Below are 26,038 nucleotides of genomic sequence, written 5' to 3'. Positions count from 1 at the left end.
GGCCATGCGTTTTGCTGGTTGGTCGGTGGGGCACTCGCTTACATAAGAGTTTGGGCTATGTCTACCTCGGCAGCATGGCCTTGATGCTGACTACGGCCTTCGGTGTCTACCGCCTCTACCATGCTTTTGGCGTTTTTCACTATGCTGCGCTGCTCACGCTGGTTACCCTGTTGGCCGGTATGGTACCGGTACTTACCAAGAAACCCACTTCTCAGTGGCTCGCATGGCATTATTACGGTATGTACTGGTCGATCATGGAGCTGTACGTGGGTCTAGTGGCCGAAGTACTTTCGCACCGACCTCATCTCTCGTTTCTGACTGTGGCTAGCTGGTCGGTGGCACTGGTGTTTGTACCCGGCGGCGCTGTTTTCTGGTGGTATCGGCGGCAGTGGCAGGCGCGGCTGCTACGAGCTTAGCGCATTCAGTTCCTAGCAACGCCACAACGTGCTTCCTACTTTGGGTCGCTGGAATAGGCGATAAAAATAGCTCCGGCGCCCATCAACGTAGCACCCACTATCAGTTGCCAGTTCACCTTTTCCTTCAAAAACACAACGGCCAGAATCACTGAAAACACCAGCGAGACTTTGTCGAAAGAACTGGTACGAGAAGCCTCACCCATCTTAAGGGCTTGAAAGGAAAACAGGGACGACATACAGGTGATAACGCCTGCGGCCACCAAAAACATCCAAGAGCGGCGGTCGATGCGCTCCAACTCACCTAGGTGACCCCGAAAAATCACCACGCTCCAGGCCACTAGCACAATCAGCACTGATTGAATAGCAAACCCTACGCTCGACTCAATATTCTTGATACCGATTTTCGACAACGTTACTACCGCTGCGGCACATAGCGCCGCCAGCAAAGAAAAGACTATCCACATAAGCTATTGAGGAGAAACCGACCGCGAGGTTGCAGACAGTCAACACGTTTTCGCGGCGGCAAACGATGCAGGCGTGTAGAGTAAACTCATTTTTAGCAGATGAGTTGCCGTTTTCAGACCAAGTAATAAGTAAAAAAGTCCACCAGCTTACGCCAGCGGACTTTTCAATTAAAAAGCAACGTGGATTAAATAATGGTACTCATGCCCACGGCAATATTTTCTTTGTACATCTGACAATCAATGCCCCCCGCTACCTGGTAGGCAATGAAGTTGCCTACCTGCTCGGTGCTGCACGGGGAGGTTGCATTCAATTCCGGCGTCAGGATGTTGCTGTCGAGGGCAGCTTGCACGGCGGCCTTCACCGCATCGGCTTCTTCCTGCAACCCAAAATGCTCCAGCAGCATAGCACCCGACAAAATGGTGGCAATGGGGTTGGCAATGCCTCTACCTTTGGCCTGAGGGTAGGAACCGTGGATGGGCTCGAACAACGCCACTTGGTCTCCTACCGAGGCGGAGGGTAGCAGGCCCAACGAGCCAGCAATAACGGAGGCTTCGTCGGAGATGATGTCGCCAAACATGTTCTCCGTCAGAATTACGTCGAATTGCTTGGGGTTGAGAATCACTTGCATGGCTGCGTTGTCTACGAACAAGTAGTCAACGCGCACCTCGGGGTACTGGGGGGCAATTTGCTGCACTACTTCGCGCCACAGGCGCGAGGTTTCCAGCACGTTGGCTTTGTCTACCAGCGTGAGCTTGCGGCGGCGCGTCTCGGCGGCCTGGAAAGCGCGGTGCGCGATGCGCTCAATTTCCTCACGCGAGTACGTGCAGTGGTCGTAGGCGCCTTGCCCGTCGTCGGTGCGGCCTTTATCACCGAAGTAAATGCCGCCAGTCAGCTCCCGGAAAATCAGCATGTCGGTGCCGCTGATGCGCTCTGGTTTCAGAGGCGAATGCGCCAGCAGGGCGTCATATGCTGTCACGGGGCGGATGTTGGCGTACAAGCCTAGTGACTTGCGCAGGCGTAGCAGGCCTTGCTCGGGCCGCACCTTAGCCGAGGGGTCGTTGTCGTACTTTGGGTCGCCGATGGCGCCCAGCAGCACGGCATCGGCCTCAAAGCAGGCTCGCAAGGTTTGCGCGGGCAGCGGGTCGTCGGTGGCGTCGATGGCGCAAGCGCCCATCAGCTGCTGATCGAAAGTGAACTGGTGTCCGAAGCGCTCGGCTACGGCTTCCAGTACTTTAATGGCTTCGCGGCACACTTCCGGCCCAATACCGTCACCGGCCAGCACTGCTATTTTCTTTTTTAATACGTCCATGGTCGGGAGGTTTCGTAGGCGGCAATGGCCTCTTTTTGGCTTACTAAGAAATCAATATCATCGTACCCGTTCAGCAGGCACTCTTTTTTGTAGGCGTCGATGGCGAAGGGAATGGTTTCCTCCCATGCGGGCACGCTTAGCGTCTGCGCAGCCAGGTCAACCACGAGCTGCGTCTGCGGGTCCTGCTCAATCTGCGCGAGCAAGCGTTGCAACACCTCTTCCGACACCTGTAGGGGTAGCAAGCCGTTGTTCAAGGCATTGCCCCGAAATATATCAGCAAAGTAGCTGGAAATAACCACTTTAAAGCCAGCATCGAAAATAGCCCAAGCGGCGTGCTCCCGGCTGGAGCCGCACCCAAAGTTTTGGCCTGCTACTAAAATCTGGCCTGAGTAGCGGGGATTGTTCAGCACGAAGTCGGGCTTGGGCTGCCCGTCGGCGGCGTAGCGCCAGTCGCGGAACAGATTTTGGCCGAATCCCTCACGGGTAGTGGCTTTCAGAAAGCGCGCTGGGATGATCTGGTCGGTGTCCACGTTCTCGTTGGGTAGGGGCACCGCTGTAGAACGCAGAACTTGAAATTTTTCCATGTATTGGGTGGCCTGAGGTCAGGCGAAAATTTGGAGATAGAAAGATTCTTCTTGTCTACCTGTCTGTCATCCTGAGCTTGCGAAGGACCTTCTCACGTTAGAACAGCCAGTATAACAACTCGTTCTACTATCATAAGGTCCTTCGCAAGCTCAGGATGACAGGCAGGTAGACAAGCCATTTACCCACCGACTAGCTCTAGCTCCGCGTATGCAGGTACGGCGCTGATTTTGCCTTCTACAGCTGCAATGGCCGCTACTAGCGGCGAGGCCAGCAGCGTGCGGGCACCGGGCCCTTGGCGGCCTTCGAAGTTGCGGTTGGAGGTAGACACGCAGTAGGCGCCGGCCGGAATCTTGTCTTCGTTCATGGCCAGGCAGGCACTGCACCCTGGCTCGCGCAGCTCGAAGCCGGCCGCGGCCAGAATTTTATCCAGGCCTTCCTCTTTCGCCTGCTTCTCTACCTGCTTGGAGCCCGGCACAATGATGGCCTCTACGTGAGGTGCCTTGTGCTTGCCGCGTACGTAGGCCGCCACGGTGCGCAGGTCTTCGATGCGGGAGTTGGTGCAGCTGCCAATAAACACGTAGTCAATGGGTTTACCCAGCAACGACTCACCCGGCGTCAGGCCCATGTACTGCAACGACTTGCTGAAGCCGGCGGCTTCGCTCGGCACTACGTCCAGCGGGATGGTCCCGCCCAATGGGATGCCCATGCCGGGGTTGGTGCCGTAGGTAATCATGGGCGTGATGTTGGCGGCGTCGAAGTGGTGTTCAGCCTCAAACTCGGCGCCGTCTTCGGAGTAGAGTGTTTGCCAATACGCCACGGCCTGCTCCCACTGTTCGCCCTGGGGCGCGTAGGGACGGCCTTGCAGGTAGTCGAAGGTAGTTTGGTCAGGGGCAATCATACCGCCGCGGGCACCCATCTCGATGCTCATGTTACAGACCGTCATGCGGCCTTCCATGCTCAGGCTGCGCACGGCGCTGCCCGCATATTCCACAAAGTAGCCTGTGCCGCCGCCGGTGCCCAGCTGCGAAATCACGTAGAGAATCAGGTCTTTGGCGCCTACCCCCGGCCGCAGGTCGCCCTCTACGGAGATGCGCATGCGCTTAGGTCGGTCGATAAGCAGACATTGCGAGGCCATCACCTGCGCTACCTGGCTGGTACCGATGCCGAAGGCAATGGCCCCGAATGCGCCGTGGGTAGACGTGTGGCTGTCGCCGCACACAATGGTCATGCCTGGTTGGGTGAGGCCTAGCTCTGGCCCAATCACGTGTACAATGCCTTGGCGCTCGTGGCCCAGGCCATACAGCTCTACGCCATACTTGGCGCAGTTTTCAGTCAGCTTGTCCACCTGCGAGCGGCTAAGCGGCTCCTGGATGGGTAGGTGCTGGTTGAGGGTAGGCACATTGTGGTCGGCGGTGGCCACAATCTGCTGCTGCCGGAAAAGTGGCAGCCCGCGTGCTTCGATTTCGTCGAACGCCTGCGGGCTGGTTACTTCGTGTATCAGGTGGCGGTCGATGTAAAACACCGACAAATCGCCCACGGTTTTGACTACGTGGGCCTCCCAGATTTTATCAAATAAGGACTTGGGCATGGGGTGGGGCGGAATACTCTATTTTAACTCCATTAGGCCGTCATGCTGAGCTTGTCGAAGCATCTCGCGTGCTGATAGCAGATTGTAACTGCAACGTCAGCAGACGAGATGCTTCGACAAGCTCAGCATGACGTTTTGCTGTGCTCTGATTTTTACTAAACTCTACTCAACAGCCACCAGCTTCTCCTGCTCTACCAACGCGTGCAAATCGTGGTCTTGCACTTCCTTTTGGCAGTCGGCCAGCACCAGGAACGAGGCGTAGGCTTTGTTGAGCGACTGGCCGCCGAAGGCGTAACCCAGCTTCTGCAAACGGTAGGCCAGTGCGGCGCGGCCCGAGCGGGCGGTGAGCACAATAGCCGAATCGGGGGCGCCTACCTCTTGTGGATCGATAATTTCGTAGGTAGCGCGGTGCTTGATGACGCCATCTTGGTGGATGCCGCTGGAGTGCGCGAAGGCGTTGGCACCCACAATGGCCTTGTTGGCTTGTACCGGCATCTGCATCAGGTGCGAGACCATGGCCGACGTTTCGGTGAGCAGCTTGGTGTTGATGCCCGTGGTCAGGTTGAGGTCGGGGTGCTGGCGCAGCACCATCACCACTTCTTCCAGGGCCGTGTTGCCGGCGCGCTCCCCTACCCCATTGATGGTGCACTCAATCTGCCGAGCCCCGTTGATGACGCCCGCAATGGAATTGGCGGTGGCCATGCCCAGGTCGTTGTGGCAGTGGGTAGAAAGCGTGACGTTCTCGATACCGCGCACGTTATCGGCTAGGTACTTAATCTTAGCGCCGTACTCGGAGGGTAGGCAGTAGCCAGTGGTATCGGGAATGTTGAGGACGGTGGCACCAGCCTTAATCACGGCCTCGCACACGCGGGCCAGGAACTCGTTGTCGGTGCGGCCGGCGTCTTCGGCATAAAACTCTACGTCTTCCACGAAGGATTTAGCCAGTTTCACGGCGGCTACGGCGCGGGCCACCACATCTTCCTGGGTGGTGCGCAGCTTGTGCAGCACGTGCAGCTCGGAGGTGCCTATGCCGGTATGAATGCGGGGGTAGCGGGCGTTGCGCAGGGCATCGGCAGCTACGCGAATATCGTTTTCCACGGCGCGGGTCAGGCCACACACGGTGGCTTCGCGGGTTTGGGCGGCAATGGCCTCCACAGCAGCAAAATCGCCGGGGCTGGATACTGGAAAGCCCGCCTCAATAACATCCACGCCGAGTAGTTCCAGCTGCCGGGCAATTACAAGTTTCTCTTCCTTGTTTAGCTTGCAGCCCGGCACTTGCTCGCCGTCGCGCAGCGTGGTATCAAATATCTGGATGTTGTGCGCTCCCATAGTAGATGCGAAAATTGTGAGCAGATTTCAGTCTACTAACTACGGCGGGAAAGTTGGGCTTCGGAAAAAGGCTTTGGAAATTGTTACTATTTCTAATGCCTTGAACATTTCCAAAAGCATTTGATTACCATACTATTAACTTCCGCATTCCTACAATGCCAAACGAAGCAGGCGAATCGGTATTTCAGCTCATCAAGTCGCTGACGCGCTCCGAAAAACGGCATTTCCGACTATCGGCCGACCGCCCTGGGGCAGCCGAAGAACTGAAGTTTTTGCAGCTGTTCGACGCCCTCGACCAGCTCCCACACTACGACGAAGAACGCATTTTGACGCTGGCGCCGGCCATCAAAAAGGCCCAGCTCGCCAACCTCAAGGCCAATCTTTATCGGCAATTATTGTCCGATTTGCGCCTCTACCACGCGGGCCAGAACGTGGATATTCAGCTGCACGAGCAATTGGGCTACGCCCGCGTGCTCTACAACAAGGGCTTCTACCAGCAAAGCCTGAAAATGCTGGATAAGGTAAAGAACACGGCGTATCAGCAACAGCTTTCGCACATTGCCCTGCTGGCTCTGGATTTTGAGAAGCTGATTGAGTCGCAGTTTATCACGCGCAGCCTGGAGGGTAGGGCTGAGGAGCTGGCCAGCGAATCGACTGGCACAACGGGGCAAGTGAGCCAATTGCACGCGCTGTCCAATGCGGCCTTGCAGATGTATGGGCTTTACCTGAAAACCGGCCACGCCCGCAACCAGCAGGACTACGAGCAGGTGACAGCCTTTTTTCGGACTACCCTGCCCCCTACCCAGGTGCAGCAGAGCGGCTTTTTCGAGCAGCTCTACTACTACCAGGCGCACGTGTGGTACTATACCATTGTGCAGGATTTCACGGCCGGCTACCGCTACGCCTCCAAGTGGGTGGAGCTATTTGAGCAGACGCCCGACATGAAAAACCAGCAAACCATGCTCTACATCAAGGGCTTGCACAATTTGCTGGCTGCCCTGTTCAATACGTTGTACTACAGCCGCTTTCGGGAGGTGCTGGCTACGCTGAAGGCCTTCGCCAACGACCCCAACCGCCGTTCTACCCCCAACATCGAGTCCCTACTGTTCCAGTACATCGCCACCAACGACATCAACCTGTACTTTCTGGAAGGGCGCTTCACGGAGGGACTGGCGCTGATTCCGGGCTTACTGGGGCAGCTCGACGAGTACCGGCTACAGCTTGATATGCACCGCCGCCTGGTGTTCTACTACAAGATTGCCAGCCTCTACTTTGGTAGCGGTGACAATGAGAAGGCCATCGAATACCTCACCAAAATCATTCAGTTCAAGGAAGTCAGCCTGCGCGAGGACATCCAGTGCTTTGCCCGCATCCTGAACCTGATAGCCCACTACGAAGCTGGCCAAGACGAAGCCCTGGACTACCAGATTAAGTCGGTGTACCGCTTCCTGGGCAAGATGAACGAACAGCAGCAGATGCAGGTGGCTATTTTCCGCTTCCTGCGCACCGTGGGCGACCTCACGCCCGGCGAGCTAAAAGGCGCCTTCACCAACCTCAAAAACCAGCTCATCGCTATTGCCGTGAACCCACTGGAGCGCCGGCCTTTCCTCTACCTCGACATTATTTCCTGGCTGGAAAGCAAGATTGAAAACGTGTCCGTGCAGGAGATTATGCAGCGGAAGTTTCGGGCGATGAAATAAGGAATGAAGTGGTGAATAAAAAGCATCTGTCATCCTGAGCAGAGCGAAGGACCTTATTACGAAATAACGAGTCGTTGGTACGTCAGTCGTTCAACTGGCATAAGGCCCGATGATGGCGCGGGGCTGTGCCCCGTGCCGACTATGCGCAGGCCTCTGGCCTGCTGTCGTCCGCGCCGCTAGGATGTTCGGATGAATCGTTCTAGCGGGTAGGCCGGAGGCCTACGCATAGTGGGCACGGGGCACAGCCCCGCGCCATTACTACAACTTACCGCTTTATAGATTTAAACTCCGAGCCTTCTTTCCACTGTGGGAACGTCGTTTCGCTGGCGAGCTTCTTTCCTACCTCGAAGTACAGCTGCGCGTCTTGGGCAATGCCGGACAGGTCCCAGTTGGGGTCGAACTGGTCGGCAGGCTTGTGGTAGTAGTTGGTGGTGTACTCCTGGCGCTTTTGGGCGATGTAGTCTTTGCCTTTATCGCGGCTTTCGTAGCCGCCACTGGCGTAGAGCGAGGGCACGCCCACATGGGCAAAGCTAAAGTGGTCGGAGCGGTAGAACATGCCGGTTTCGGGCTGCTGGTCGGGTAGGATGTAGCGGTCTTGGGCCTGGGCGGCGACACGGGCGTACTCCTCCAGCTCCGATTGGCCGTAGCCGATAACTGTCAAATCCTTCATCTTACCGAAAGGCCAGAGCATGTCCATGTTCAGGTCGGCCACGGTTTTGTTGAGCGGGAACGGCGGGTGCTGGGCGTAGTAGGCTGAGCCCAGCAGGCCCTGCTCCTCCCCTGTCACGGCCAGAAAAACGATGCTACGCTCGGGTTTATGTGGTGCTTCTTTGAAGGCCTTGGCAATGCTGAGCAGCGCGGCCAGGCCGGTGCCATCGTCTACGGCGCCGTTGTAGATGGAGTCGCCGGCAATGGCTTTCCCTATCCCAAAATGGTCCCAGTGAGCCGAGTAGATGATGTACTCATCGGGGCGGGTGGTGCCGGGCAGCACGGCCAGCACGTTTTTGCTGGTTTGGCGGCGCAGCTCGTTTTGCAGGCTAGTGCTGAACGTGAGGCCACCCAACGGCCGGGCACGGAACCCCTTGGTGTTGGCGGCGGTGTAGAGCTGGTCGTAGTTTTGGCCGGCGGCCGTGAAGAGGCGCTTGGCCGCGTCGAGCGTCAGCCAGCCTTCTATGGCACACTTACTGGCGCCTTTGTCTTCGGTTTGGGGGCGCAGTTTGGGGCCTACCGCCCCGCTCAGCACCACCGACCAGGGGTAGGCGGCCGGCTTGGTGTCATGCACGATGAGCAGGCCGGCGGCGCCGTGGCGGGCGGCTTCCTCGTATTTGTAGGTCCAGCGGCCGTAGTAGGTCATGGCCTTGCCCTTGAAGAGGGTAGTGTCGTTGCCGGCGTTGCCGGGGTCGTTTACGAGCACCACCACGGTTTTGCCTTTCACATCGAGGCCGGCGTAGTCGTCCCAGCCGTACTCGGGCGCCACCACGCCATAGCCGGCAAACACCAGCGGCGAGTTCTGCACCGACACGGTAGGCTGCTCGCGCTGGCTGAACACCACGTAATCGTCTTTATATTGCATGGTCAGCTTCTTGCCGTTGCCGGCAATCTGGGCCGTGGGCGCGGGCTTCACGCTGATTTCGACCATCGGCACGGGCTGAAAATAGCTGCCCGACGGAGCCGGCTGCAAGCCTAGCTCTTTGAATTGCGCGGCCAGGTAGGCGGTGGCCTTGTCCTCGCCCGCCGTGAAAGGCTTGCGGCCCATCATCTCGTCCGATGACACCTCGCGCAGGTAGCCGCCGATTGTTTCGGCCGTGATGCTGTCGGCTCCTGCGGTGGCGGTGGTTTCGGTGGCGGCGGTAGTGGCTGTGGTAGCGGGTTGGCTGTTGCAGGCGGCCAGCAGGGCCAGCGCGGACAGCAGGCAAGAGGGGTAGGGAAGCTTCATAGTAAGAAAGAGGAACGAAGAACTTAGCCCCCGCACAATGAAGCGCGGAGGCGTAGAGTCAGGTTTGCAATAGTAAGCAAAGAACGTGGTCCTATCCACTGATGCAGCGCCGCAGCAGACACGCTGAACCATAACCTTCCTGCTGCCAAGCCAGTACTTATGCACACAAGTTGCAGAGCGCCAACCGCAAGTATATGAGGTAGAGACACACTATGTTGTGTCTCATCGTTGAACAACTGGACTCACGCAGAATACACCACCTTAGCAATGACGAGATACAACATAGTGTGTCTCTACGCCACCTCCTTTCCTTTTCCGCCGATGAAAACCACTGACTTTCTTATCCGCCGCCGCCAGTTTGTGCAACGCTTGTCGCTGGGATTGGGCGCTACGTTGCTGGGCCTACCCCTGTTTTCGGAGGCGCGGCCGCAGGGGCGCAAACTGGGCGTGGCGCTGGTGGGACTGGGCGGCTACAGCAAGGGGCAGCTGGCGCCGGCCTTGCAAGAAACCAAGAATTGCTACCTGGCCGGCATCGTAACGGGCTCGCCCGATAAGGTGCCCGAGTGGCGCCAGAAGTACAATATCCCGGAGAAAAACGTCTACTCCTACGAGACGTTCGACCAGATCAAAGACAACCCGGCCATTGATATTGTGTACGTGGTGCTGCCCAATGCCCTGCACGCCGAGTACGTGGTGCGGGCGGCCAAGGCTGGCAAGCACGTCATCTGCGAAAAGCCGATGGCTACCACCGCCGCCGATTGCCGCCGCATGATTGAAGCCTGCCGCACAGCCGGCAAAAAGCTCAGCATTGGCTACCGCCTACACTTCGACCCGCACAACCTGGAAATGATGCGCCTGGGTCAGCAAAAGGTATATGGGCCGGTGAAGAAGCTGGAATCTGATAACGGCTTTACCATGGGCAAGAACGAGCGGCCGTGGCGCATTCAGAAGAAGCTTTCGGGTGGCGGCCCACTCATGGATATGGGTATCTACTCGGTGCAGGGCGTGATTTATACGAAGGGTGCCTTGCCGGTATCTGTGACGGCTAACTATCCCAAGAAAACGCGGCCCGAGCAGTTCAACGAGGTAGAGGAATCCATCAACTGGCAATTCACGTTTGCCGATGGCTCTACGGCCGACTGCCGTAGCAGCTACACCGAAAATATGGGGCGCTTACGCGCCGAAGCGGCTAACGGCTGGTTTGAGCTGCAACCTGCTTTCGGCTACGGTGGCTTGAAGGGCGACACCAGCAAGGGCAAGATGGACAAGCAGAACGTGAATCAGCAGGCCCGGCAGATGGACGACTTCGCTAGTTGTATCTTACAAAACAAACCTACCCGCGTGCCCGGCGAAATGGGCCTGCGCGATGTGCAGCTGTTGGAGGCTATCTACCGTGCCGCCGACACCGGTAAAGCCGTATCGACTAAGGATATAGCGCAGTTGCTCGACCGCGTGAGCAAATAGTAGCTGCCGCCTGCGGGCACCTCCTGCCTTTGCGCTGCCTCTAGTGCGGCTACCGGCGCCGGCGTGCGCCCCGGAATCGGTGTATCTTTACTCTCATTACTGCGTATTCGCGCTGTACCTGCCATTCTGCGCTTCAGCTTCATGTCCACTTCCTCCCTACCCGTCGATTACCAGAAGCTTTTTCACGCCCTACCTGATAACTTCCTGCTGATGGCTCCCAATGAGGAAGCCACCGTACTAGACAATACCGACAGCCACGTAGCCGTGTCGCTGAAAAGCCGGAACCAGGTGGTAGGCAAGCCTTTATTTGAAGCCTACCCGGTAGCCAGCCAGAACGAGGCCGATATTCTGGCCGGCTCACACGCCCATGTGCGCCAGCATCACACCCCGCACACCATGCCCCTGATCCGGTACGATCTGGAGCGGCCTGCCGAGCAGGGCGGCGGCTTCGAGGAGCGCTACTGGCAGGCCACGCACTACCCTATTTTAGATGAGCAGGGCAGCCTGGTGTACGTCTTGCAAAAGACGGAGGACGTAACCGAGCAGCACCGCGCCTTCTTGCGCAACCAGCAGATGCAGCGCGAGTTGGCCGAGCAGCAAGAACGCACGCGCTTCATTCTGGAGTCGTTGCCGGTGATGATCTGGACCACCCAGCCCAATGGCACCCCCGATAGTTTCAATGCCCGCTGGCTGGAGTTTACGGGCGCCACGCCGCCGGAGCTGGAGGGCAAAGGCTGGCTGAAAATGCTCCATCCCGATGATGCCCCGCGCGTGGCGCAACAGTGGCAGCAAGCCGTCAGCAACCCGGCGCTGTTCCAGGTGGAGTACCGCCTGCGCCGCCACGACGGGCAGTACCGCTGGCTGCTGGTGCAGGCCCTACCCCACTTCACGCCCGAGGGCGAGGTGAGTATGTGGATAGGCTGCGGCATTGATATACAGGCCCAGAAGCAAATGGTGGAGGAGCTGCTGGTGACCAACGAGCAGCAGGCTACCCTCTCCGACCAAGCGTATCAGGCCTATCAAATGGCGGAAAGCCAGCGCGACACGCTGTACAACCTGCTGATGAAGGCCCCGGCCGTTATCTGCATTCTACGCGGGCCCGAGCACCGGTACGAGTTTGTGAACCCGGAGTATCAGCGTCTGTTCCCGAACCGGCAGTTGGTGGGCAAAACCGTGCTGGAGGCCCTACCCGAGTTGGCCGACCAAGGCATTCAGCAGTTGCTCAACCAAGTGTACGAAACCGGTGAGCCATTCATTGGCAACGAAATAGAATTACTGCTGGCCCAGGATGGCACCAGCGAATTGCGAAAACATTATTTTAACTTTACTTACCAACCCTTCGAAGAAAACGGGCAGAAAGCAGGCATCACTGTGTTTGCATATGATGTGACGGACTTGATTAGCGCCCGCAAGCACCAGGAAGATACCACCTCGCCCGCTGCTGATCTTCAGTAAATCCAGTTCTCTCGGTAGCATTTTTGCCGCATCTCTCCTGCATGGATATAAGTACACTGGATTTTCAACAGGCGCGCATCAAGCTGGTGCTCTTCAAATCGCGCTTACGCTCCGTGCTCTACGGCGTGCGCGAACCCGAAGACAGCCTATTTGTACTGCGCGACAATCCGCTAGGACAGTGGCTGTATAACGTGGTAAAGCCCAAATACAGCGACTTTCCCGAGGTGCGCACCATCGAGCAAACGATGCAAACTCTACTCGAAACAGGCCGCGACCTGGTGCGCCGGTACCAGCGCGGCCAGATTGAAGAGTCTCGCACCGGCCTGGAAAAAGTGGAGCAGTATGCGGCTCAAATTGAGACGCTATTGCTTCAGCTAGAGCAAAGCACGCGTTCGGTAGCCTAAGCGGCCCAGCCTTTTTTCGCATATTGCGCGCCCCGAATCAGGTGATTCGGGGCTTTTCTTTTGCGTTATGCGGCTTCGTTCGGTTTGTTTTTTTCTTGGTTTTGTACTGGTCGGGCCGGCAGTTTCGGCGCAGTCGCTTGCTCCTATCAAGCCAGTGGTGCGGGCACTAGAAGTAGTGAAACCTACTGCCATTAAGCAACATATCTGGTACTTGGCCGACGACAAGCTGCGCGGACGCCAGCCCGGCACGCCCGGCTACCAGCTGGCCGTCGACTACGTGGTAGGGCAGCTCAAATCCCTCGGCATGCAGCCCGCCGGCGACAATGATACCTACACCCAAACTGTGCGCCTGCGCCGGGCCACTACCCTACCCGGCGCTACCCTTAGCATCAACGGGCGCGCCCTCACCTACGGCCCCGACTTCACCCTAAACCCTAATCCCGGCGCGCCCAGCAGCACTGCAGAGGCCCCGCTGGCCTTTGCCGGCTACGGCATCAGTGCCCCCGAGCTGGGCTACGACGACTACGCCGGCCTTGATGTGAAAGGCAAGGTAGTAGTGGTAGTGCGCGGTGCCCCTCGCAATTTCCCCAGCACCGTGGCCTCGGCCAGCCAGGACTTGCTGGTGGTGATGCAAACGGCGTTGCAGCACGGCGCCGTGGGCGTGCTGGTAGGCAGCACCAACCCGAAAGCGCCTACCCCCTCGCCCACCGCGAAGCGCCAGACCTACAATGTGCTGGACGCGCAGGGCCAGGTGGCCAACTCCCGCACGTTTCTGAAAGGCATGCAGATAGTAGGCAATCTGAGCACGCCTGCTTTTCAGCAGTTGCTGGTTGCCTCGCAGCTGGATACCACGCAGGTACTGCCGGCTTTGCGGAGCGGCAAGCCAGCGTCGAAAGCTCTTATGGGCACCTTGCAAGCCAGCTACCAGTCGGGCTACCAGGATTTTGAGAGCTACAACGTGGTGGCCAAGCTACCCGGCGCCGATGCGCAGCTGCGCGACCAGTACGTGGTGCACAGCGCCCACCTCGACCACCTGGGGGTAGGCGTGCCCGTGCGCGGCGACTCCATCTACAACGGCGCCCACGACAATGCCTCGGGTGTGGCCTCGGTGCTGGAAATTGCTAAAATCTACAGTAAGCTGAAGGGCAAGAGCCAGCCGAAACGCTCAGTGCTGTTTGTGCTGCAAACCGGCGAGGAATTGGGTCTGCTGGGCTCGGCCTACTTCGCCAGCCACCCCACCGTGCCAAAGGAGAATATCGTAGCCGACATCAACACTGATATGCCTACGATTATTGCGCCGCTGCTGTCGGCGGTGGCACTGGGGGCACAGCACTCCTCGCTGCTACAGCCAGCCGAACGGGCTGCGGCCTACCTGGGCATCAGCCTGGAGCAGGACCCCGAGCCGGAGCAGAACCGCTTCATCCGCTCCGACCAGTATAGCTTTGTGATGCAGGGTATTCCGGCTCTGCACATCAAGTACGGCAACAAAACTGCCGATGGCAAAAACAATCTCAGCGAACAAGTGCAAGTGTGGCGCGCCGCCACTTACCACAAGCCCCAGGACGACACCACTGGCACCTTCGACTTTGAAGCCGGCCGCCGCTATGCGCAGCTCAACTTCCTGATTGGCTACCAGGTGGCGCAGGACCCACAGCGCCCTACCTGGAATCAGAATGACTTTTTCGGGACGCGGTTTGGAAAGAAATAGAGGTAGGCCAGCGCAGGAGATGCGCCGGAAGTTGGGGTAGAGACGCATCCTTGCGTCTTGTCGTTGCTGAGACTGTTCGCTAGAATGGTGCTGATACGAGTCGTTCAACGACGAGACGCGAGGATGCGTCTCTACACCCTTTCAATGGCCTACCGATTTAACTCAGACAAGTTCTTCGGAACTACTGGCGCCACGGGCAGCTTCGCGGGCTAGCGCGTAGCTTTGCGCCATGATGTTCCTACCCTCCTGCACTACTCTTTCTTTTCGCCGGGCACTGCGCTTTCTGTTATTAACCGGCTTAGCGGGCGCCAGCGCCTGCACCGATGCGCCGGACCCCACCGCCCCTACCCGCGACGACAACCTGGCCTTGGGCAACCCCAGCGGCGCCACGGCCGATGAGAAGCAGCCCACCAATTACCTGCTCAGCAAGCCCCAATACGCGCTTAGCTACCACCGCGACCGGGGCATTCCGAACTGGGTATCGTGGCACCTGAGTGGCGCTTGGCTGGGCTCGGCGCCGCGCCAAGACGACTTCCGGACGGATGCGGCCCTACCCCGCGGCTGGTACCAGGTCACGACCAGCAGCTACACCGGCTCGGGCTTCGACCGAGGCCACAACTGCCCCTCCGCCGACCGCACCCGCACCTCAGACGACAACTCGGCTACCTTCCTGATGACCAACATCATGCCCCAGGCGCCTACCAATAACCAGCGCACGTGGGTAGGGCTGGAAAACTATTGCCGCACGCTGGTGGACCAGGGCAATGAGCTGTACATCATCTGCGGCAGCTACGGCCGGGGCGGCACTGGCAGCAACGGCTACGCCACCACCATCGACGACGGCCGCGTGACGGTGCCCGCCCGCTGCTGGAAGGTAGTGGTGGTATTGCCGGTAGGCACCGACGACGCCCGGCGCGTCTCGGCCGACACCCGCATTATTGCCATCAACACGCCCAACCGAAATGACCTGAACCCGGACTGGGCCACCTACCGCACCTCTGTCGACGCCATTGAACAGGCCACGGGGCTGGACCTGCTCTCCGCCATTTCCACCGCCGTGCAAGCCACTATAGAAGCGCGGGTAGACGATGGACCGACGCAGTAAGACTCCCTCTGCTGCCAACTGACCATTTCCTTGCTGCTTCTGTTGCGGCTAATGGAGTTACTGGTATCTTGATGGAGCGGTGAATCGCCGTTTGGCTCCTTTCATACAACGCGTTTCCTATGCCGTTCACCTCTTACGCGCCCTACCTACTGCTGGCGGGATTGGCCACCGCAACGCGGGCAGGAGCCCAGCCTACGTATCAGCCTACTTGGGCTTCGCTGGACCAGCGCCCGATGCCGCAGTGGTTTACGGAGGCGAAGTTTGGCATTTTCATTCACTGGGGCGTGTACTCGGTGCCGGCCTACCGTCCTGTGAGCCCTCGCCCCTATGAAACTTACGCCGAGTGGTATGGGGCCGACGTGTACGGCAATGCGGCGCTGCGTGAGAGTTTCCACAACAAAAACTACGGCCCTACCTTCACCTACCGCGACTTTGGGCCGCTGTTTCGGGCGGAGCTGTTCGACCCCGCTCGTTGGGCCGATTTGTTTGTGCGCGCCGGTGCCCGCTACGTGGTGCTCACCTCGAAGCATCACGATGGCTACTCCTTGTGGCCCACCACTGCCCCTTACAAGCAACAGTGGAACAGCGCCGCCGTGGGGCCAAAGCGCGATTTGGTAGGCGGCCTGGCCCAGGCCGTGCGCGCCCGCGGCCTGAAAATGGGCCTGTACTACTCCCTGATGGAGTGGGAAAGCACCCCTACTACCAGTCGGCCCGGTGGCTACTACCTCCCCCCGGCCGACATTGCAAAGCACCAGATACCCGATGCGCAGTACGTAGAGCAGAACTCCCTATGGCAGCTCAAGGAGCTGGTGACTCGCTACCAGCCGGCCGTGCTCTTTGCCGACGGTGAATGGGACCGGCCCGCCGAGTACTGGAAAAGCCGCGAGTTTCTGGCGTGGCTCTACAACAATGCCCCCAACAAGGCAGAAGTGGTTGTGAACGACCGGTGGGGCCGCGGCACCCGCAGCCAGCATGGCGGCTACTATACCAGCGAGTATGCCAGCGACAACGACAAGGTAGGCGCCCATCATCCCTGGGAAGAAAGCCGCGGCATGGGCCAGTCGTACGGCTTCAACCGCGCCGAAAACATCGACGATTATCTTTCCTCAGCTCAACTTGTGCACCAGCTCATTGACATTGTGAGCCGAGGCGGCAACCTGCTGCTCAACATTGGGCCGGCGGCCGATGGCACCATTCCAGTGCTGATGCAGGAGCGGTTGGTGGATATAGGCAACTGGCTGGCCATCAACGGCGAGGCCATTTATGGCACGACCCCCTGGGCGCCGGGCCTTACGCAAGGCGAGAAAACCAGAACGTTGTACTACACTGCCAAAGGCAACGACCTGTACGTGCTAGCCACAGCCTGGCCTACGGCGCCTTTTGCGGTGGCGGGTGTGCGCCCTACCCGCAAGCCGCCTCATGTGACGCTGCTGGGCAGCCCGGCACCAGTGAAATGCACCACCAAAGGTGGACAGCTTATTATTCAGCCGCCCGCCCTGAGCCCGGCGCAGATACCTTCCCCGCTGGCATACGTATTTAAAGTCAGCGGTGGGGCTGCGCTATCAGCCGCCGGCCGCTGAGTTTGCTGCTTGCTCCTACCGCCAGCTCCCCTATTATATTATACAGGAGTAGGCATTTCTTGAAACTCAATACAGCTATTGCCTTGAAAATTCTCCTCATCGAAGATGAAGTAAGTCTGGCCTCGTTTATCCGAAAGGGCATCGAAAGCGAAAACTACGAGCTGGAAGTGGCCTACGATGGCCTGATGGGCCAGCGCCTGTTCGACCAGCAGCCCTACGACGTGGTGATTCTGGACGTGAACCTGCCGCACATCAACGGCTTCGAGCTGTGCCGATACATCAAGCAACACTCGCCGCGCCAGGCCGTGCTCATGCTCACGGCCCTGGATAGCATGCAGGACAAGGAAAGCGGTTTTGGAGTAGGCGCCGACGACTACCTCGTGAAGCCCTTCGTGTTTCGGGAGCTGCTGCTGCGCATTCGGGCGCTGGCCCGCCGTAGCGTTTCCTACGCCGGCCAGCACGCTCTGCTGCAGGTAGCCGATCTGGAAATGGACGTGGACGCCCGCATTGTGCGCCGGGCCGGGCAGCGCATCGAGCTGACCACCCGCGAGTATGCCTTGCTGGAGTTTCTGATGGTGAACAAGGGCAAAACCGTGAGCCGGGTGGAAATTGCCGAGAAAGTTTGGGACCTGCACTTCGACACCAATACCAACGTGATTGATGTGTACATCAACTACTTGCGCAAGAAAATCGACAAGAACTTTGGGCAGAAGCTGCTGCACACGGTGGTAGGCATGGGCTATTTGATGCAGGGCTGATGGCGGCGCGGCTTCAGATCAAACACAAGCTGCTGCTGTGGTTCAGCGGCCTGGTGGGCCTGATTCTGCTGGCCTTCTCCGTCTACGTGTACCTGAGCTATGTTGACTTTCGGCAGGAGTCGTTCACAGCCCGCCTCACGCGCAAGGCCTATGTGGTAGAGCAGGTGCTCGGCGACACGACCATGAGCAATATCCTGGCTTCCCTACCCGAACAGGCCGAGTACCTGTATGCCCCCGACAACACGCCGCTCTACCATAGCCTGCACGGCCAGGACTTCCACGCTACCCCGTCGTTTCTGGCGCGGGTGCGGGAGAAAAAAGAACATGCTTTTTCGTTTCATAGCCCCGGCCACCGCTACCCCAAGGATGGTGTGGCCATTATGTACCGCAAACCCGGCGCGCCCGGCGAGTATGTAGCCATCGTGACGGCCTACGACAGTAACGGCTACACCCGCCAGTATAGCTTGCTGAACTCGCTGCTCTACGGCAACTTGATGGCCGTGGTAGTGGTGGCCGGGCTGGGGTTGCTCTTTGCCAGCCGGGCGCTGGCCCCGTTCAATTTTCTGATTCGGCAGTTGCGGGCGCCGGGCTCCCAGGCGTCCGGCTTTCGTCTGCGGGCCTCCACCCCCCACGATGAGGTAGGCGTGCTGGCCACGGCCTTCAACGACCTACTCACGCGGCAGGAAGCTCTGGCGGCCAGTCAGCAAGCCTTCATTGCGCAGGCCTCGCACGAGCTCCGCACGCCCCTCACCACCATCAAAGGCTGGCTGGAAACCTCCCTGGACTACGATACCGACGTGCCTAGCCTGAAAGAAAGCATCAGCCACGCGGCCCAGGAGCTGGACAAGCTCACGGAGCTGACCAACGGCCTGCTGCACCTGGCCCGCCTTGGCGGCCTGGCCCCTACCCTGGATCGGCAGCCGCTGGAGGTGATGGACATTTTGCTGGATGTGATTGATACTGTGCAGCACCAGCGCCCCCAGCAGCGTCTGTCGCTGGCCGTGAGCGAGGGCGTGGAGCGGCAGCACACGCCGCCCACCGTGCTCGGCAACCGCCACCTGCTGCGCACGGCGCTGGGAAACCTGGTAGACAATGCCTGCAAGTATTCAGCGGAGCAGCCCGTGGCCTTGCACTTGGAGATGAACACCGACCAGGGTATACGACTTTGCATTGAGGACCAAGGCATTGGCATTTCACCCACCGACCTACAACACATTTTTCAGCCCCTGATTCGGGGGAGCAACGTGGAGCGCATTGGCGGTTTTGGCATCGGCCTGACGCTAGCGCACGAGATTTTGCAGCTGCACCAAGGCGTGCTGCGGCTACTACCCCGGCCGGGTGGCGGCACCATTGCTGAGGTCAGCTTACCTCTACTGAAAGGGTAGTTAACGAGTTTACGCTCATCTCAAGGGTATGCTTGCACTCAAGCGCATTGTAGTCATTGGGTAGGGCGCTTAGTATGCCTTGCGCAACATATCGGCGTACTCGTTGGGCAGCGGCGAGGCCTCTACGGCCCGTGCGGCTTTCTCTACGTCGTATGCTACCCGCACCAACTCCGAGCGTACACGGGTAGGGTCCGTCAGCGTAGTCTGCTCATCCAGGTGCAGGAGCTGGTAGGCGGCGCGCGGGTCGCCGTCTTTGGGCTTGCCCACCGAGCCGATGTTCAGGGCATAGCGGTAGCGGGTTTCGCCCTCGTGCTCGTAGGCCAAGGTGCGGTGGTAGGGCTTATGAGTGTGACCGAAGAGCAGCACGTCGGCTTGCGCGTCTTGCAGCATCCGCTGGAAGCTGGCTTCGGGCCGGTCTTCAAACAGATACTCATTGATTTTGCGCGGCGAGCCATGCACCATTAGTAGACTCAGTGTGCAGGGTTCCTCCTGAAAGTCGAGGCGCATGTGCTTGGGCAACAGGCGCAGGTAGCGCCGCTCCGCTTCACCTATCACGCGGTTGGTGTAGGCAATACTTTGGGCGCCCAAGTCCTTGTCAGTGTCGGTTTTGTAGGCGCAGCCGCAATTGTTGCTCGCCAGCCCAATGCCCTGGTCGTAGTTGCCGGCCAGGGTAGGAATGCCGCGGCGACGCACCTCGTTCACTACCTCGTTGGGCCAAGGCGCGTAGCCTACTAGGTCGCCGAGACAGAAAACCATATCCGGACGGCGCTGGTCTATATCGGCCAGCACGGCTTCCAGCGCCGGCAGGTTGCCATGCACGTCGGAGAAAAAGGCAATGGTCATCGGGAGGAAAGCAAGAGTGGAGACAAAAACGAACCGGCGCGGTCCTTTCTGACCGCGCCGTGAGGCCACGTTATTAGCAGCACCCGCCGCCCGGCGTGCAGGCAGCGCCCGCCATCTGCAACTGGGGTAGGGCAAACGGCTGGGCGTCGGGAATACCGCAGGCATCCTGCGCTAGGCAGGCAGTTTGCTTAGGCGTTAGCACAAAGTCATTTCCCTCCCGCGTCAGCCCAAACTTGCCGATGGTTGCCTGCTGGTACTCCACCTCAATAGCAAGGTCCTCGGTGCCCAGAATGCGCTGCGATACCTCCAGGATGTGTAGAAACTTCTGCGGGGCCAGCCGGTGGTCGTAGTCGCCGGCCTCCCAGAGCTGGAAGTTGGCCACGGTTTCGCGGCGCTCCACGCCGCCACAGTCGATGAAATGCTTGCTGACCAGGCCCACTTCCGTCACGTGGAAATGCGCGGGCAAGTATTCGCCCGAGGGCAGGCGAAAATTGACAGCTTCTACTTCGGCGAGGGCCTGTTTGATTTCAGAGATTTTCATGGCGTTGTTCGTATTGATGTTCTTCTAAAAGAGCGAAAAGTAGAGTGGCCCTAGCACGCGCAGGCGTCGTCTGGCCCGCAGACCGCACCGCCGCGAGTAGCCTCGTCGAAAAAGGCCGCAAACTGCTGTTGTACCTGCTGGAGCAACTCCGTATTGAGGCAGTAGCAAATCGTGAGGCCGTCGATTTCGCCGCGAATCAGGTCCAGCGCTTTCAGCTCTTGCAGGTGCTGTGATACTGTGGTGCGCGAAAGCGGCAGCTCGGCCGCGATATCGCCCGAAATACAAGTTTTCTTACTAGCCAAAAACTGAATAATAGCTACCCGCGCCGGGTGAGCCAGCGCCTTGGCTACGCGGGCGAGTAGCTGTTGCTCTTGGGTGAATGCGGCGGTTTTGGCGTACGTCATCAGCAGAGGTGCGAAGTATGACGTAAATATACGACTCATTATGACGCATGTTTACGTCATACGATTTTATTTCACTACGCATAGTGAATTTTTAAGGCGCTACTGAATGAAAGTGGCCAAGGTGGGCTGGGCAACGCATCCTCTTATTCTACCCTAGAGTTTGCGACAGAAACATCGATGGCGTAGCCGAATAAGCACATTAGAAGGCGTTCTAATAACTTCTAATCCATCACTAACATCAGTCTAATACCGCGAATCTAGCTTTGCTGACATCATGTTAGTAACGCTTTCCTCTCCGTATATCGTAATGGCTGACCGCCGCCTGCTGGTGCTGCTAGTAGTGGGCCTGCTGAGTATAGCCGCCATCAGGCCCGCCGTGGCGCAGACTGTGCCCTCGTCGCCGCTCACGCTCACGCAAGCGCTGGAGCTGGCCCGCACCAACTACCCAGCGCTGCGGGCACGGCAGGCTTCTGTGGATGCCGCCGCCGCCGATGTGCGGACGAACCGCGCCAACTTCCTACCCCAGATTACGGCCCAGGCGCAGGTTGCCCACGGCACCTCCAATCAGGTGCGCGGCGCGGTGCTGCCGGGTGGCGCCCTTGGTGTTACCGGGGTGCGGCCCGACTTTAACAGCCAAACCACCTGGACCAGCCAAGGCGGCTTGGTGGTGGAGTGGCCGGTGCTCACCTTCGGGCGCTACCGCGCTACCCTGGAGCGGGCCAACGCCGCCACCAACCAAGCTCAGGCCGACTACGAGCAGGAGCTGTTTGCGCACCAGGTGCGCGTGGCCGATGCCTTTATGCTGGCCTTGGTGGCACAAAAATCGGTGGAATTGCAGCGGGCCAATCTGAAACGCACGCAGTCGTTGCGGCGGGTTATCCGGGCCGGCGCTATGTCGGGCATCCGGCCGGGCATCGACAGCTCCACTACGAATGCCGAAAACTCGCGGGCGCAGTTGCAGTTTCTGACCAGCCAGCAGCAGGCTTTGCAGCAGCGCGTGCAGCTGGCCAGCCTACTGGGCACGCCCACGCAGGCCATTCAGCTCGACTCGATGGAGTTTTACACCAAGCTGCCCAACATTGCTCCGGCCGTGTACTCCGACACCATGCACCTGCCGCCTATTTTGCGGGCAGCACAGCAGCGCGTGCGGGCCAGCGAAGCCCAGAACAACCTGCTGCTCATGAACAAGCGCCCCACCCTGTCGCTGGTGGGGGCCACGTGGGGGCGCGGCTCGGGCATCGGCAACCGCACCGGCACCGATGGCACCTACCCCATCGACCCGTCGTTGGGTGCTGGCCTACCCTTCAAGGCGTATAACTACGTGGTGGGTGGTGCTTTGTCGTGGAACATTACGGAGCTGTGGCGCACCAAGTACGCCACTACGGCCCAGCAAAAGCGCGTGACCCAGGCGCAAGCCGAGTACAACCAGCAAGTGCTGCTGCTGCAAACCGAACGGCAAAACGCAGTGCTGCAACTGGAAATTGCTGACCAAGCCGCCCAGGAAGCCCCGCGCCAGCTTGATGCGGCCCGCCGCGCCTACGTGCAGGCCAAAGCTCGCTACGACGCCGGCCTCGACAATCTGGTGGTGCTCACCCAAGCTGCCCTTACCCTCAACCGCGCCGAAACCGACCAGGCCCTGGCCGTGAACAACCTTTGGCGCGCCCTGCTCCTGCGCGCCGCCACCAACGGCGACCTGCACGTGCTGCTGGAGCAGCTGTGAGATGGTGAATGAGGCTCATTAGACCGCCATTCACCACCTCACCACTTCACAACTTCACCTTTCCCCTCATGATAAAAGCTGCCTTATCCAAACCAATTGCCGTGATAGTGGCGCTGCTGGGCATCCTCGTGTTTGCGGGGCTGGCCCTGGGGCGCATCCCGATTGATATTTTCCCGCGTCTCAACCTGCCGACCATCTACATTGCGCAGCCTTATGGGGGCATGACGCCTGCCCAGATGGAGGGTTTTATCTCGACGCGCTACCAGAACCAGATGCTGTACGTGTCGGGCATCAAGGACGTGGAGGTGAAGAACATTCAAGGGTTGTGCCTGATTAAGTGCACGTTCTACGAAGACACCAACATGGCTCAGGCCGCCGGCGAGGTAGCCAGCCAGGTAAACCGCGTGGTGAACTACCTACCGCCCGGCTCGGTACCGCCTACCGTGGTACGCTTCGACGCGTCGAGCCTGCCGGTGGGGCAACTGGTGTTTAGTAGCCGCTCGGCCACGTTGGGGCAAATGCAGGATTTAGCCTCTACGCGCATCCGGCCGCTGTTTTCGCAGATTCCAGGAGCCTCGGCGCCGTCGCCGTTTGGCGGCAACGAGCGCACCATCGTGATTCGGGTGAACCCCGAGCGCATGAAAAGCTACGAGCTGACGCCCGACGAGATTGTGGAGGCCGTGGTGAAAAACAACCGGATTTCGCCGGCTGGCTCGGTGGGTATCGGCGATTACATGATTATGACGCCCAGCAACTCGGTGATGGAAAAGGTAGGCGACTTCCTCGACGTGCCGCTGCGGCAAGGGGTAGGCCCCACGGTGTTCATCCGCGACATTGCCACGGTGGAAGACGCCACCGACGTGCCCGTGGGCTATGCCCTCATCAACGGCAAACGCTCGGTGTACATCCCCGTTACCAAATCGGCCGATGCTTCTACCATGAGCGTGGTAAACGATCTGAAAGCCAAGCTGCCGGAGATGCAAAGCCTGCTGCCCGACAACATCCGCCTGAGCTACGAGTTCGACCAGTCCATTTACGTGGAGCAGGCCGTGCACAGCCTATTGGTGGAAGGCGGCATCGGGGCGCTGCTCACCGGCTTGGTGGTGCTGCTATTCCTTGGCGACTTCCGCAGCTCCATCATCGTCATTCTGACCATTCCGTTTTCGCTGTTGGCGGCCGTGCTCATGCTTCAGCTCACGGGTCAGACTATTAACATCATGACCCTGAGTGGGTTGGCGCTAGCCATTGGTATCTTGGTTGACCAGGGAACGGTGGTGATTGAGAATATTCACCAGCACCTGGAGATGGGCAAGCCCAAGGCACGGGCAATTCTGGATGCGTCGAAGGAAGTATCGTTTCCGTTGCTGCTCATCACGCTCAGCATCCTGGCCGTGTTTGCGCCCGCCTTTTTGATGACGGGTGTGCCGCGCGGCATGTTCATCCCGCTGTCGCTGTCGGTAGGCTTTTCCATTATCGTGTCCTACCTCTTGTCGCAGGTGTTTGTGCCGGTGGTGGCCAACTGGTGGCTGAAAGACCACCCGCACGAGGATGCTCCTGAGCATGCCCCCGGCAAACCAGCCGAAGCGCCCAACCCGGCGCACCACGATGCCGGCCAGCCCGAGAAAGTAACCGGTTTCGAACGAGTGAAAGTGCGCTACCTGCGCCTGCTCGACGGCCTGCTGGCCCATCGTGCCCTTACCCTGACGATTTACGCAGTGGCCTGCGTGGCCCTCATCGGCTGGGGCTTCATGTCGATTGGTCAGGACATGATGCCTCAGATCACGCACTCGCGGCAATTTCAAATGCGTATTCTGGCGCCTCAGGGCATGCGCATTGAGCGCACCGAGCAGCGCACGAAGGAAGTAATTCAGCTGATTGAGCAGATCGTAGGCCCCGGAAATATCGCCATCAGCTCGGCTTTCGTGGGCATGACGCCTTCCAGCTACGGCACTAGTGCCCTGTACGTGTTCAACTCCGGTCCTAACGAGGCTGTTTTGCAGGTGAGCCTGGCCGAGAACTACGAGGTGGAGTCGATGGACGCCCTGAAAGAGCAGATCCGGGCCGCCGTAAAAAAGCACTTGCTCGACGTTTCTATTACGTTTGAGCCCATCAGCCTCACCGACAAAATCATGAGCCAGGGCGCCCAAACGCCCATTGAGATTCTGGTGGGGGGCAAAGACCTAGGCGAGGGCGAGCAGTACGCCGAAAAGCTGGTGCGCCGCCTGAAGAAGATACCCGCCCTGCGCGACGTCCGCATCAACCAGCCCCTGAGCTACCCTACCATGCAGGTAGAGATTGACCGGGAACGGGCAGCGCAGTTCGGCCTCACTCCCGATCAGATTGCCCGCTCGCTGGTGGCCGCTACCTCCAGTAGCCGCTTCACAGCCAAAAACCTGTGGCTTGACCGCAGCAAGGGCTTTGCCTACCAGGTGCAGGTGCAGATGGAAGCGCAACAGATGCGCTCCAAGGCTGACATGCAGAACATTCCGCTGGTACCCGGCCAGCTGCGCCCTACCCTGGCCGACGTGGCCACGCTGCGCCCCGCCACTCAGCCCGGCCAATACGACCGCATTGGCCCGCGCCGCATCGTGACGGTATCAGCCAACATAAACCAGCAGGACCTGGGCACGGCCACCCGCGCCGTGCAGGCGGCCATCAACGACGTGGGCGACCCACCCAAGGGCTCGGTGGTGGAGCTGCGCGGCCTCTCGCAACTGCTTCAGGAAACCATGGGTAGCCTGCAAACTGGTCTTGGTTTGGCTGTGGTGGTGATTTTCCTGCTGCTGGCAGCTAACTACCAGTCGTTTAAAGTGGCGGGGGTAGTGCTCGTGACGGTACCGGCTGTGCTGGCCGGGGCGCTCATGCTGCTGCTGGGTACGGGTCAGACCCTGAATCTGCAATCGTATATGGGTCTGATTATGTCGGTGGGTGTGTCGGTGGCGAATGCGGTACTGGTGGTTACCAATGCCGAGGGCCTGCGCCTGCGCTACCGCGATGCCGTATCGGCCGCCCGCGACGCCGGCGCTGCCCGCCTGCGGCCCATCCTCATGACCTCCATTGCCATGGTGTTCGGTATGATTCCGATGGCTTCGGGGCTGGGTGACGCGGGCGAGCAAACCGCGCCGCTGGGCCGCGCCGTGATTGGCGGCCTGCTGGCCTCTACTGTAGCGGCTCTGTTCATTCTGCCCATAGCCTTTGCCGCCGTGCAGCGCAAGACGTCCTTCGATTCTGTCTCGCTCGACCCAGACGACCCGGACAGCACCACCTATGATGCCGCCGAAGCCAAAGCCGACGCCCCTGCGTCGCGCCCGGCGCTGGCCGAGCCCGTGCACGCCTAGGCGGG

General features: G+C 59.3%; 21 protein-coding genes. 12 read left to right on the top strand and 9 right to left on the bottom strand.

The window, feature by feature from the left end; translation table 11 throughout:
• Nucleotides 1–74 precede the first annotated feature (74 nt).
• Complete coding sequence (locus tag MUN82_RS03335; protein WP_245094986.1) at nucleotides 75–416, top strand: hypothetical protein; 342 nt, start codon at nucleotides 75–77, stop codon at nucleotides 414–416.
• A 35-nt stretch (nucleotides 417–451) separates the two neighbouring features.
• Here MUN82_RS03335 and MUN82_RS03330 read toward each other — a convergent pair whose 3' ends face one another.
• The 5 genes from MUN82_RS03330 to MUN82_RS03310 form a co-directional block, all read right to left on the bottom strand.
• Complete coding sequence (locus tag MUN82_RS03330) at nucleotides 452–880, bottom strand: EamA family transporter (RefSeq protein WP_245094985.1); 429 nt, start codon at nucleotides 878–880, stop codon at nucleotides 452–454.
• 185 nt (nucleotides 881–1,065) lie between these two features.
• The gene (gene leuB, locus MUN82_RS03325; RefSeq protein WP_245094983.1) at nucleotides 1,066–2,190 is read right to left on the bottom strand and encodes a 3-isopropylmalate dehydrogenase; all 1,125 of its coding nucleotides are present in this window, start codon (nucleotides 2,188–2,190) and stop codon (nucleotides 1,066–1,068) included.
• Nucleotides 2,178–2,774, bottom strand: a complete 597-nt coding sequence (leuD, locus tag MUN82_RS03320; RefSeq protein ID WP_245094981.1) for a 3-isopropylmalate dehydratase small subunit — start codon at nucleotides 2,772–2,774, stop codon at nucleotides 2,178–2,180. The genes leuB and leuD overlap by 13 nt, the downstream gene beginning before the upstream one ends.
• A gap of 179 nt (nucleotides 2,775–2,953) precedes the next feature.
• A complete protein-coding gene (gene leuC / locus MUN82_RS03315; RefSeq protein ID WP_245094979.1) occupies nucleotides 2,954–4,363 on the bottom strand; it encodes a 3-isopropylmalate dehydratase large subunit in 1,410 nt (469 codons plus the stop codon).
• A 162-nt stretch (nucleotides 4,364–4,525) separates the two neighbouring features.
• Nucleotides 4,526–5,692 carry a 2-isopropylmalate synthase gene (locus MUN82_RS03310; RefSeq protein WP_245094977.1) on the bottom strand — a complete coding sequence of 389 codons (1,167 nt, stop codon included), beginning with the start codon at nucleotides 5,690–5,692 and terminating at the stop codon, nucleotides 4,526–4,528.
• 155 nt (nucleotides 5,693–5,847) lie between these two features.
• Between MUN82_RS03310 and MUN82_RS03305 the strand changes: the two genes are divergently transcribed.
• Complete coding sequence (locus tag MUN82_RS03305; protein ID WP_245094975.1) at nucleotides 5,848–7,392, top strand: hypothetical protein; 1,545 nt, start codon at nucleotides 5,848–5,850, stop codon at nucleotides 7,390–7,392.
• A 265-nt stretch (nucleotides 7,393–7,657) separates the two neighbouring features.
• On the opposite strand, the gene MUN82_RS03300 is transcribed toward MUN82_RS03305, so the two are convergent.
• Nucleotides 7,658–9,328 carry a M28 family metallopeptidase gene (locus MUN82_RS03300; protein WP_245094974.1) on the bottom strand — a complete coding sequence of 557 codons (1,671 nt, stop codon included), beginning with the start codon at nucleotides 9,326–9,328 and terminating at the stop codon, nucleotides 7,658–7,660.
• A 321-nt stretch (nucleotides 9,329–9,649) separates the two neighbouring features.
• Here MUN82_RS03300 and MUN82_RS03295 point away from each other — a divergent pair, with 321 nt between their 5' ends.
• The 8 genes from MUN82_RS03295 to MUN82_RS03260 all read left to right on the top strand — a co-directional run bounded on the left by MUN82_RS03295 (nucleotide 9,650) and on the right by MUN82_RS03260 (nucleotide 19,187).
• Nucleotides 9,650–10,792, top strand: a complete 1,143-nt coding sequence (locus tag MUN82_RS03295; protein ID WP_245094973.1) for a Gfo/Idh/MocA family protein — start codon at nucleotides 9,650–9,652, stop codon at nucleotides 10,790–10,792.
• A gap of 141 nt (nucleotides 10,793–10,933) precedes the next feature.
• Nucleotides 10,934–12,247: a PAS domain-containing protein gene (locus MUN82_RS03290; RefSeq protein WP_245094971.1), complete on the top strand. Its 1,314-nt coding sequence runs from the start codon at nucleotides 10,934–10,936 to the stop codon at nucleotides 12,245–12,247.
• A 41-nt stretch (nucleotides 12,248–12,288) separates the two neighbouring features.
• Nucleotides 12,289–12,651 carry a hypothetical protein gene (locus tag MUN82_RS03285; protein WP_245094970.1) on the top strand — a complete coding sequence of 121 codons (363 nt, stop codon included), beginning with the start codon at nucleotides 12,289–12,291 and terminating at the stop codon, nucleotides 12,649–12,651.
• Nucleotides 12,652–12,718: 67 nt separating this feature from the next.
• Nucleotides 12,719–14,359 (top strand): M28 family peptidase, encoded by a 1,641-nt coding sequence (locus MUN82_RS03280; protein ID WP_245094968.1) that lies wholly within the window; start codon nucleotides 12,719–12,721, stop codon nucleotides 14,357–14,359.
• Nucleotides 14,360–14,588: 229 nt separating this feature from the next.
• The gene (locus MUN82_RS03275) at nucleotides 14,589–15,464 is read left to right on the top strand and encodes a DNA/RNA non-specific endonuclease (protein WP_245094966.1); all 876 of its coding nucleotides are present in this window, start codon (nucleotides 14,589–14,591) and stop codon (nucleotides 15,462–15,464) included.
• Between the two features lie 119 nt (nucleotides 15,465–15,583).
• A complete protein-coding gene (locus tag MUN82_RS03270) occupies nucleotides 15,584–17,044 on the top strand; it encodes an alpha-L-fucosidase (protein WP_245094965.1) in 1,461 nt (486 codons plus the stop codon).
• A gap of 83 nt (nucleotides 17,045–17,127) precedes the next feature.
• On the top strand, nucleotides 17,128–17,802 hold the full coding sequence (locus tag MUN82_RS03265) for a response regulator transcription factor (protein WP_245094963.1): 675 nt from the start codon (nucleotides 17,128–17,130) through the stop codon (nucleotides 17,800–17,802).
• Complete coding sequence (locus tag MUN82_RS03260) at nucleotides 17,802–19,187, top strand: sensor histidine kinase (RefSeq protein ID WP_245094962.1); 1,386 nt, start codon at nucleotides 17,802–17,804, stop codon at nucleotides 19,185–19,187. Before MUN82_RS03265 ends, MUN82_RS03260 begins: the two co-directional genes overlap by 1 nt.
• Nucleotides 19,188–19,256: 69 nt before the next feature.
• Here MUN82_RS03260 and MUN82_RS03255 read toward each other — a convergent pair whose 3' ends face one another.
• The 3 genes from MUN82_RS03255 to MUN82_RS03245 form a co-directional block, all read right to left on the bottom strand.
• Nucleotides 19,257–20,030: a metallophosphoesterase family protein gene (locus MUN82_RS03255; RefSeq protein ID WP_245094960.1), complete on the bottom strand. Its 774-nt coding sequence runs from the start codon at nucleotides 20,028–20,030 to the stop codon at nucleotides 19,257–19,259.
• A 73-nt stretch (nucleotides 20,031–20,103) separates the two neighbouring features.
• Complete coding sequence (locus MUN82_RS03250; protein WP_245094958.1) at nucleotides 20,104–20,571, bottom strand: DUF6428 family protein; 468 nt, start codon at nucleotides 20,569–20,571, stop codon at nucleotides 20,104–20,106.
• Between the two features lie 50 nt (nucleotides 20,572–20,621).
• Entirely contained in the window at nucleotides 20,622–21,014 is a 393-nt protein-coding gene (locus MUN82_RS03245; protein WP_245094956.1) for an ArsR/SmtB family transcription factor, read from the bottom strand.
• A gap of 268 nt (nucleotides 21,015–21,282) precedes the next feature.
• Here MUN82_RS03245 and MUN82_RS03240 point away from each other — a divergent pair, with 268 nt between their 5' ends.
• Together MUN82_RS03240 and MUN82_RS03235 are read left to right on the top strand one after the other, a co-directional pair.
• The gene (locus MUN82_RS03240) at nucleotides 21,283–22,695 is read left to right on the top strand and encodes a TolC family protein (RefSeq protein ID WP_245094954.1); all 1,413 of its coding nucleotides are present in this window, start codon (nucleotides 21,283–21,285) and stop codon (nucleotides 22,693–22,695) included.
• 68 nt (nucleotides 22,696–22,763) lie between these two features.
• Nucleotides 22,764–26,033 carry an efflux RND transporter permease subunit gene (locus tag MUN82_RS03235; RefSeq protein WP_245094953.1) on the top strand — a complete coding sequence of 1,090 codons (3,270 nt, stop codon included), beginning with the start codon at nucleotides 22,764–22,766 and terminating at the stop codon, nucleotides 26,031–26,033.
• The last annotated feature ends 5 nt before the right edge of the window (nucleotides 26,034–26,038 follow it).

The organism is Hymenobacter aerilatus, assembly GCF_022921095.1.
Taxonomy (GTDB): Bacteria; Bacteroidota; Bacteroidia; order Cytophagales; family Hymenobacteraceae; genus Hymenobacter; species Hymenobacter aerilatus.
The sequence above is the reverse complement of the archived record's forward strand: the minus strand, read 5'-3'. Positions and strand labels throughout refer to the sequence as shown.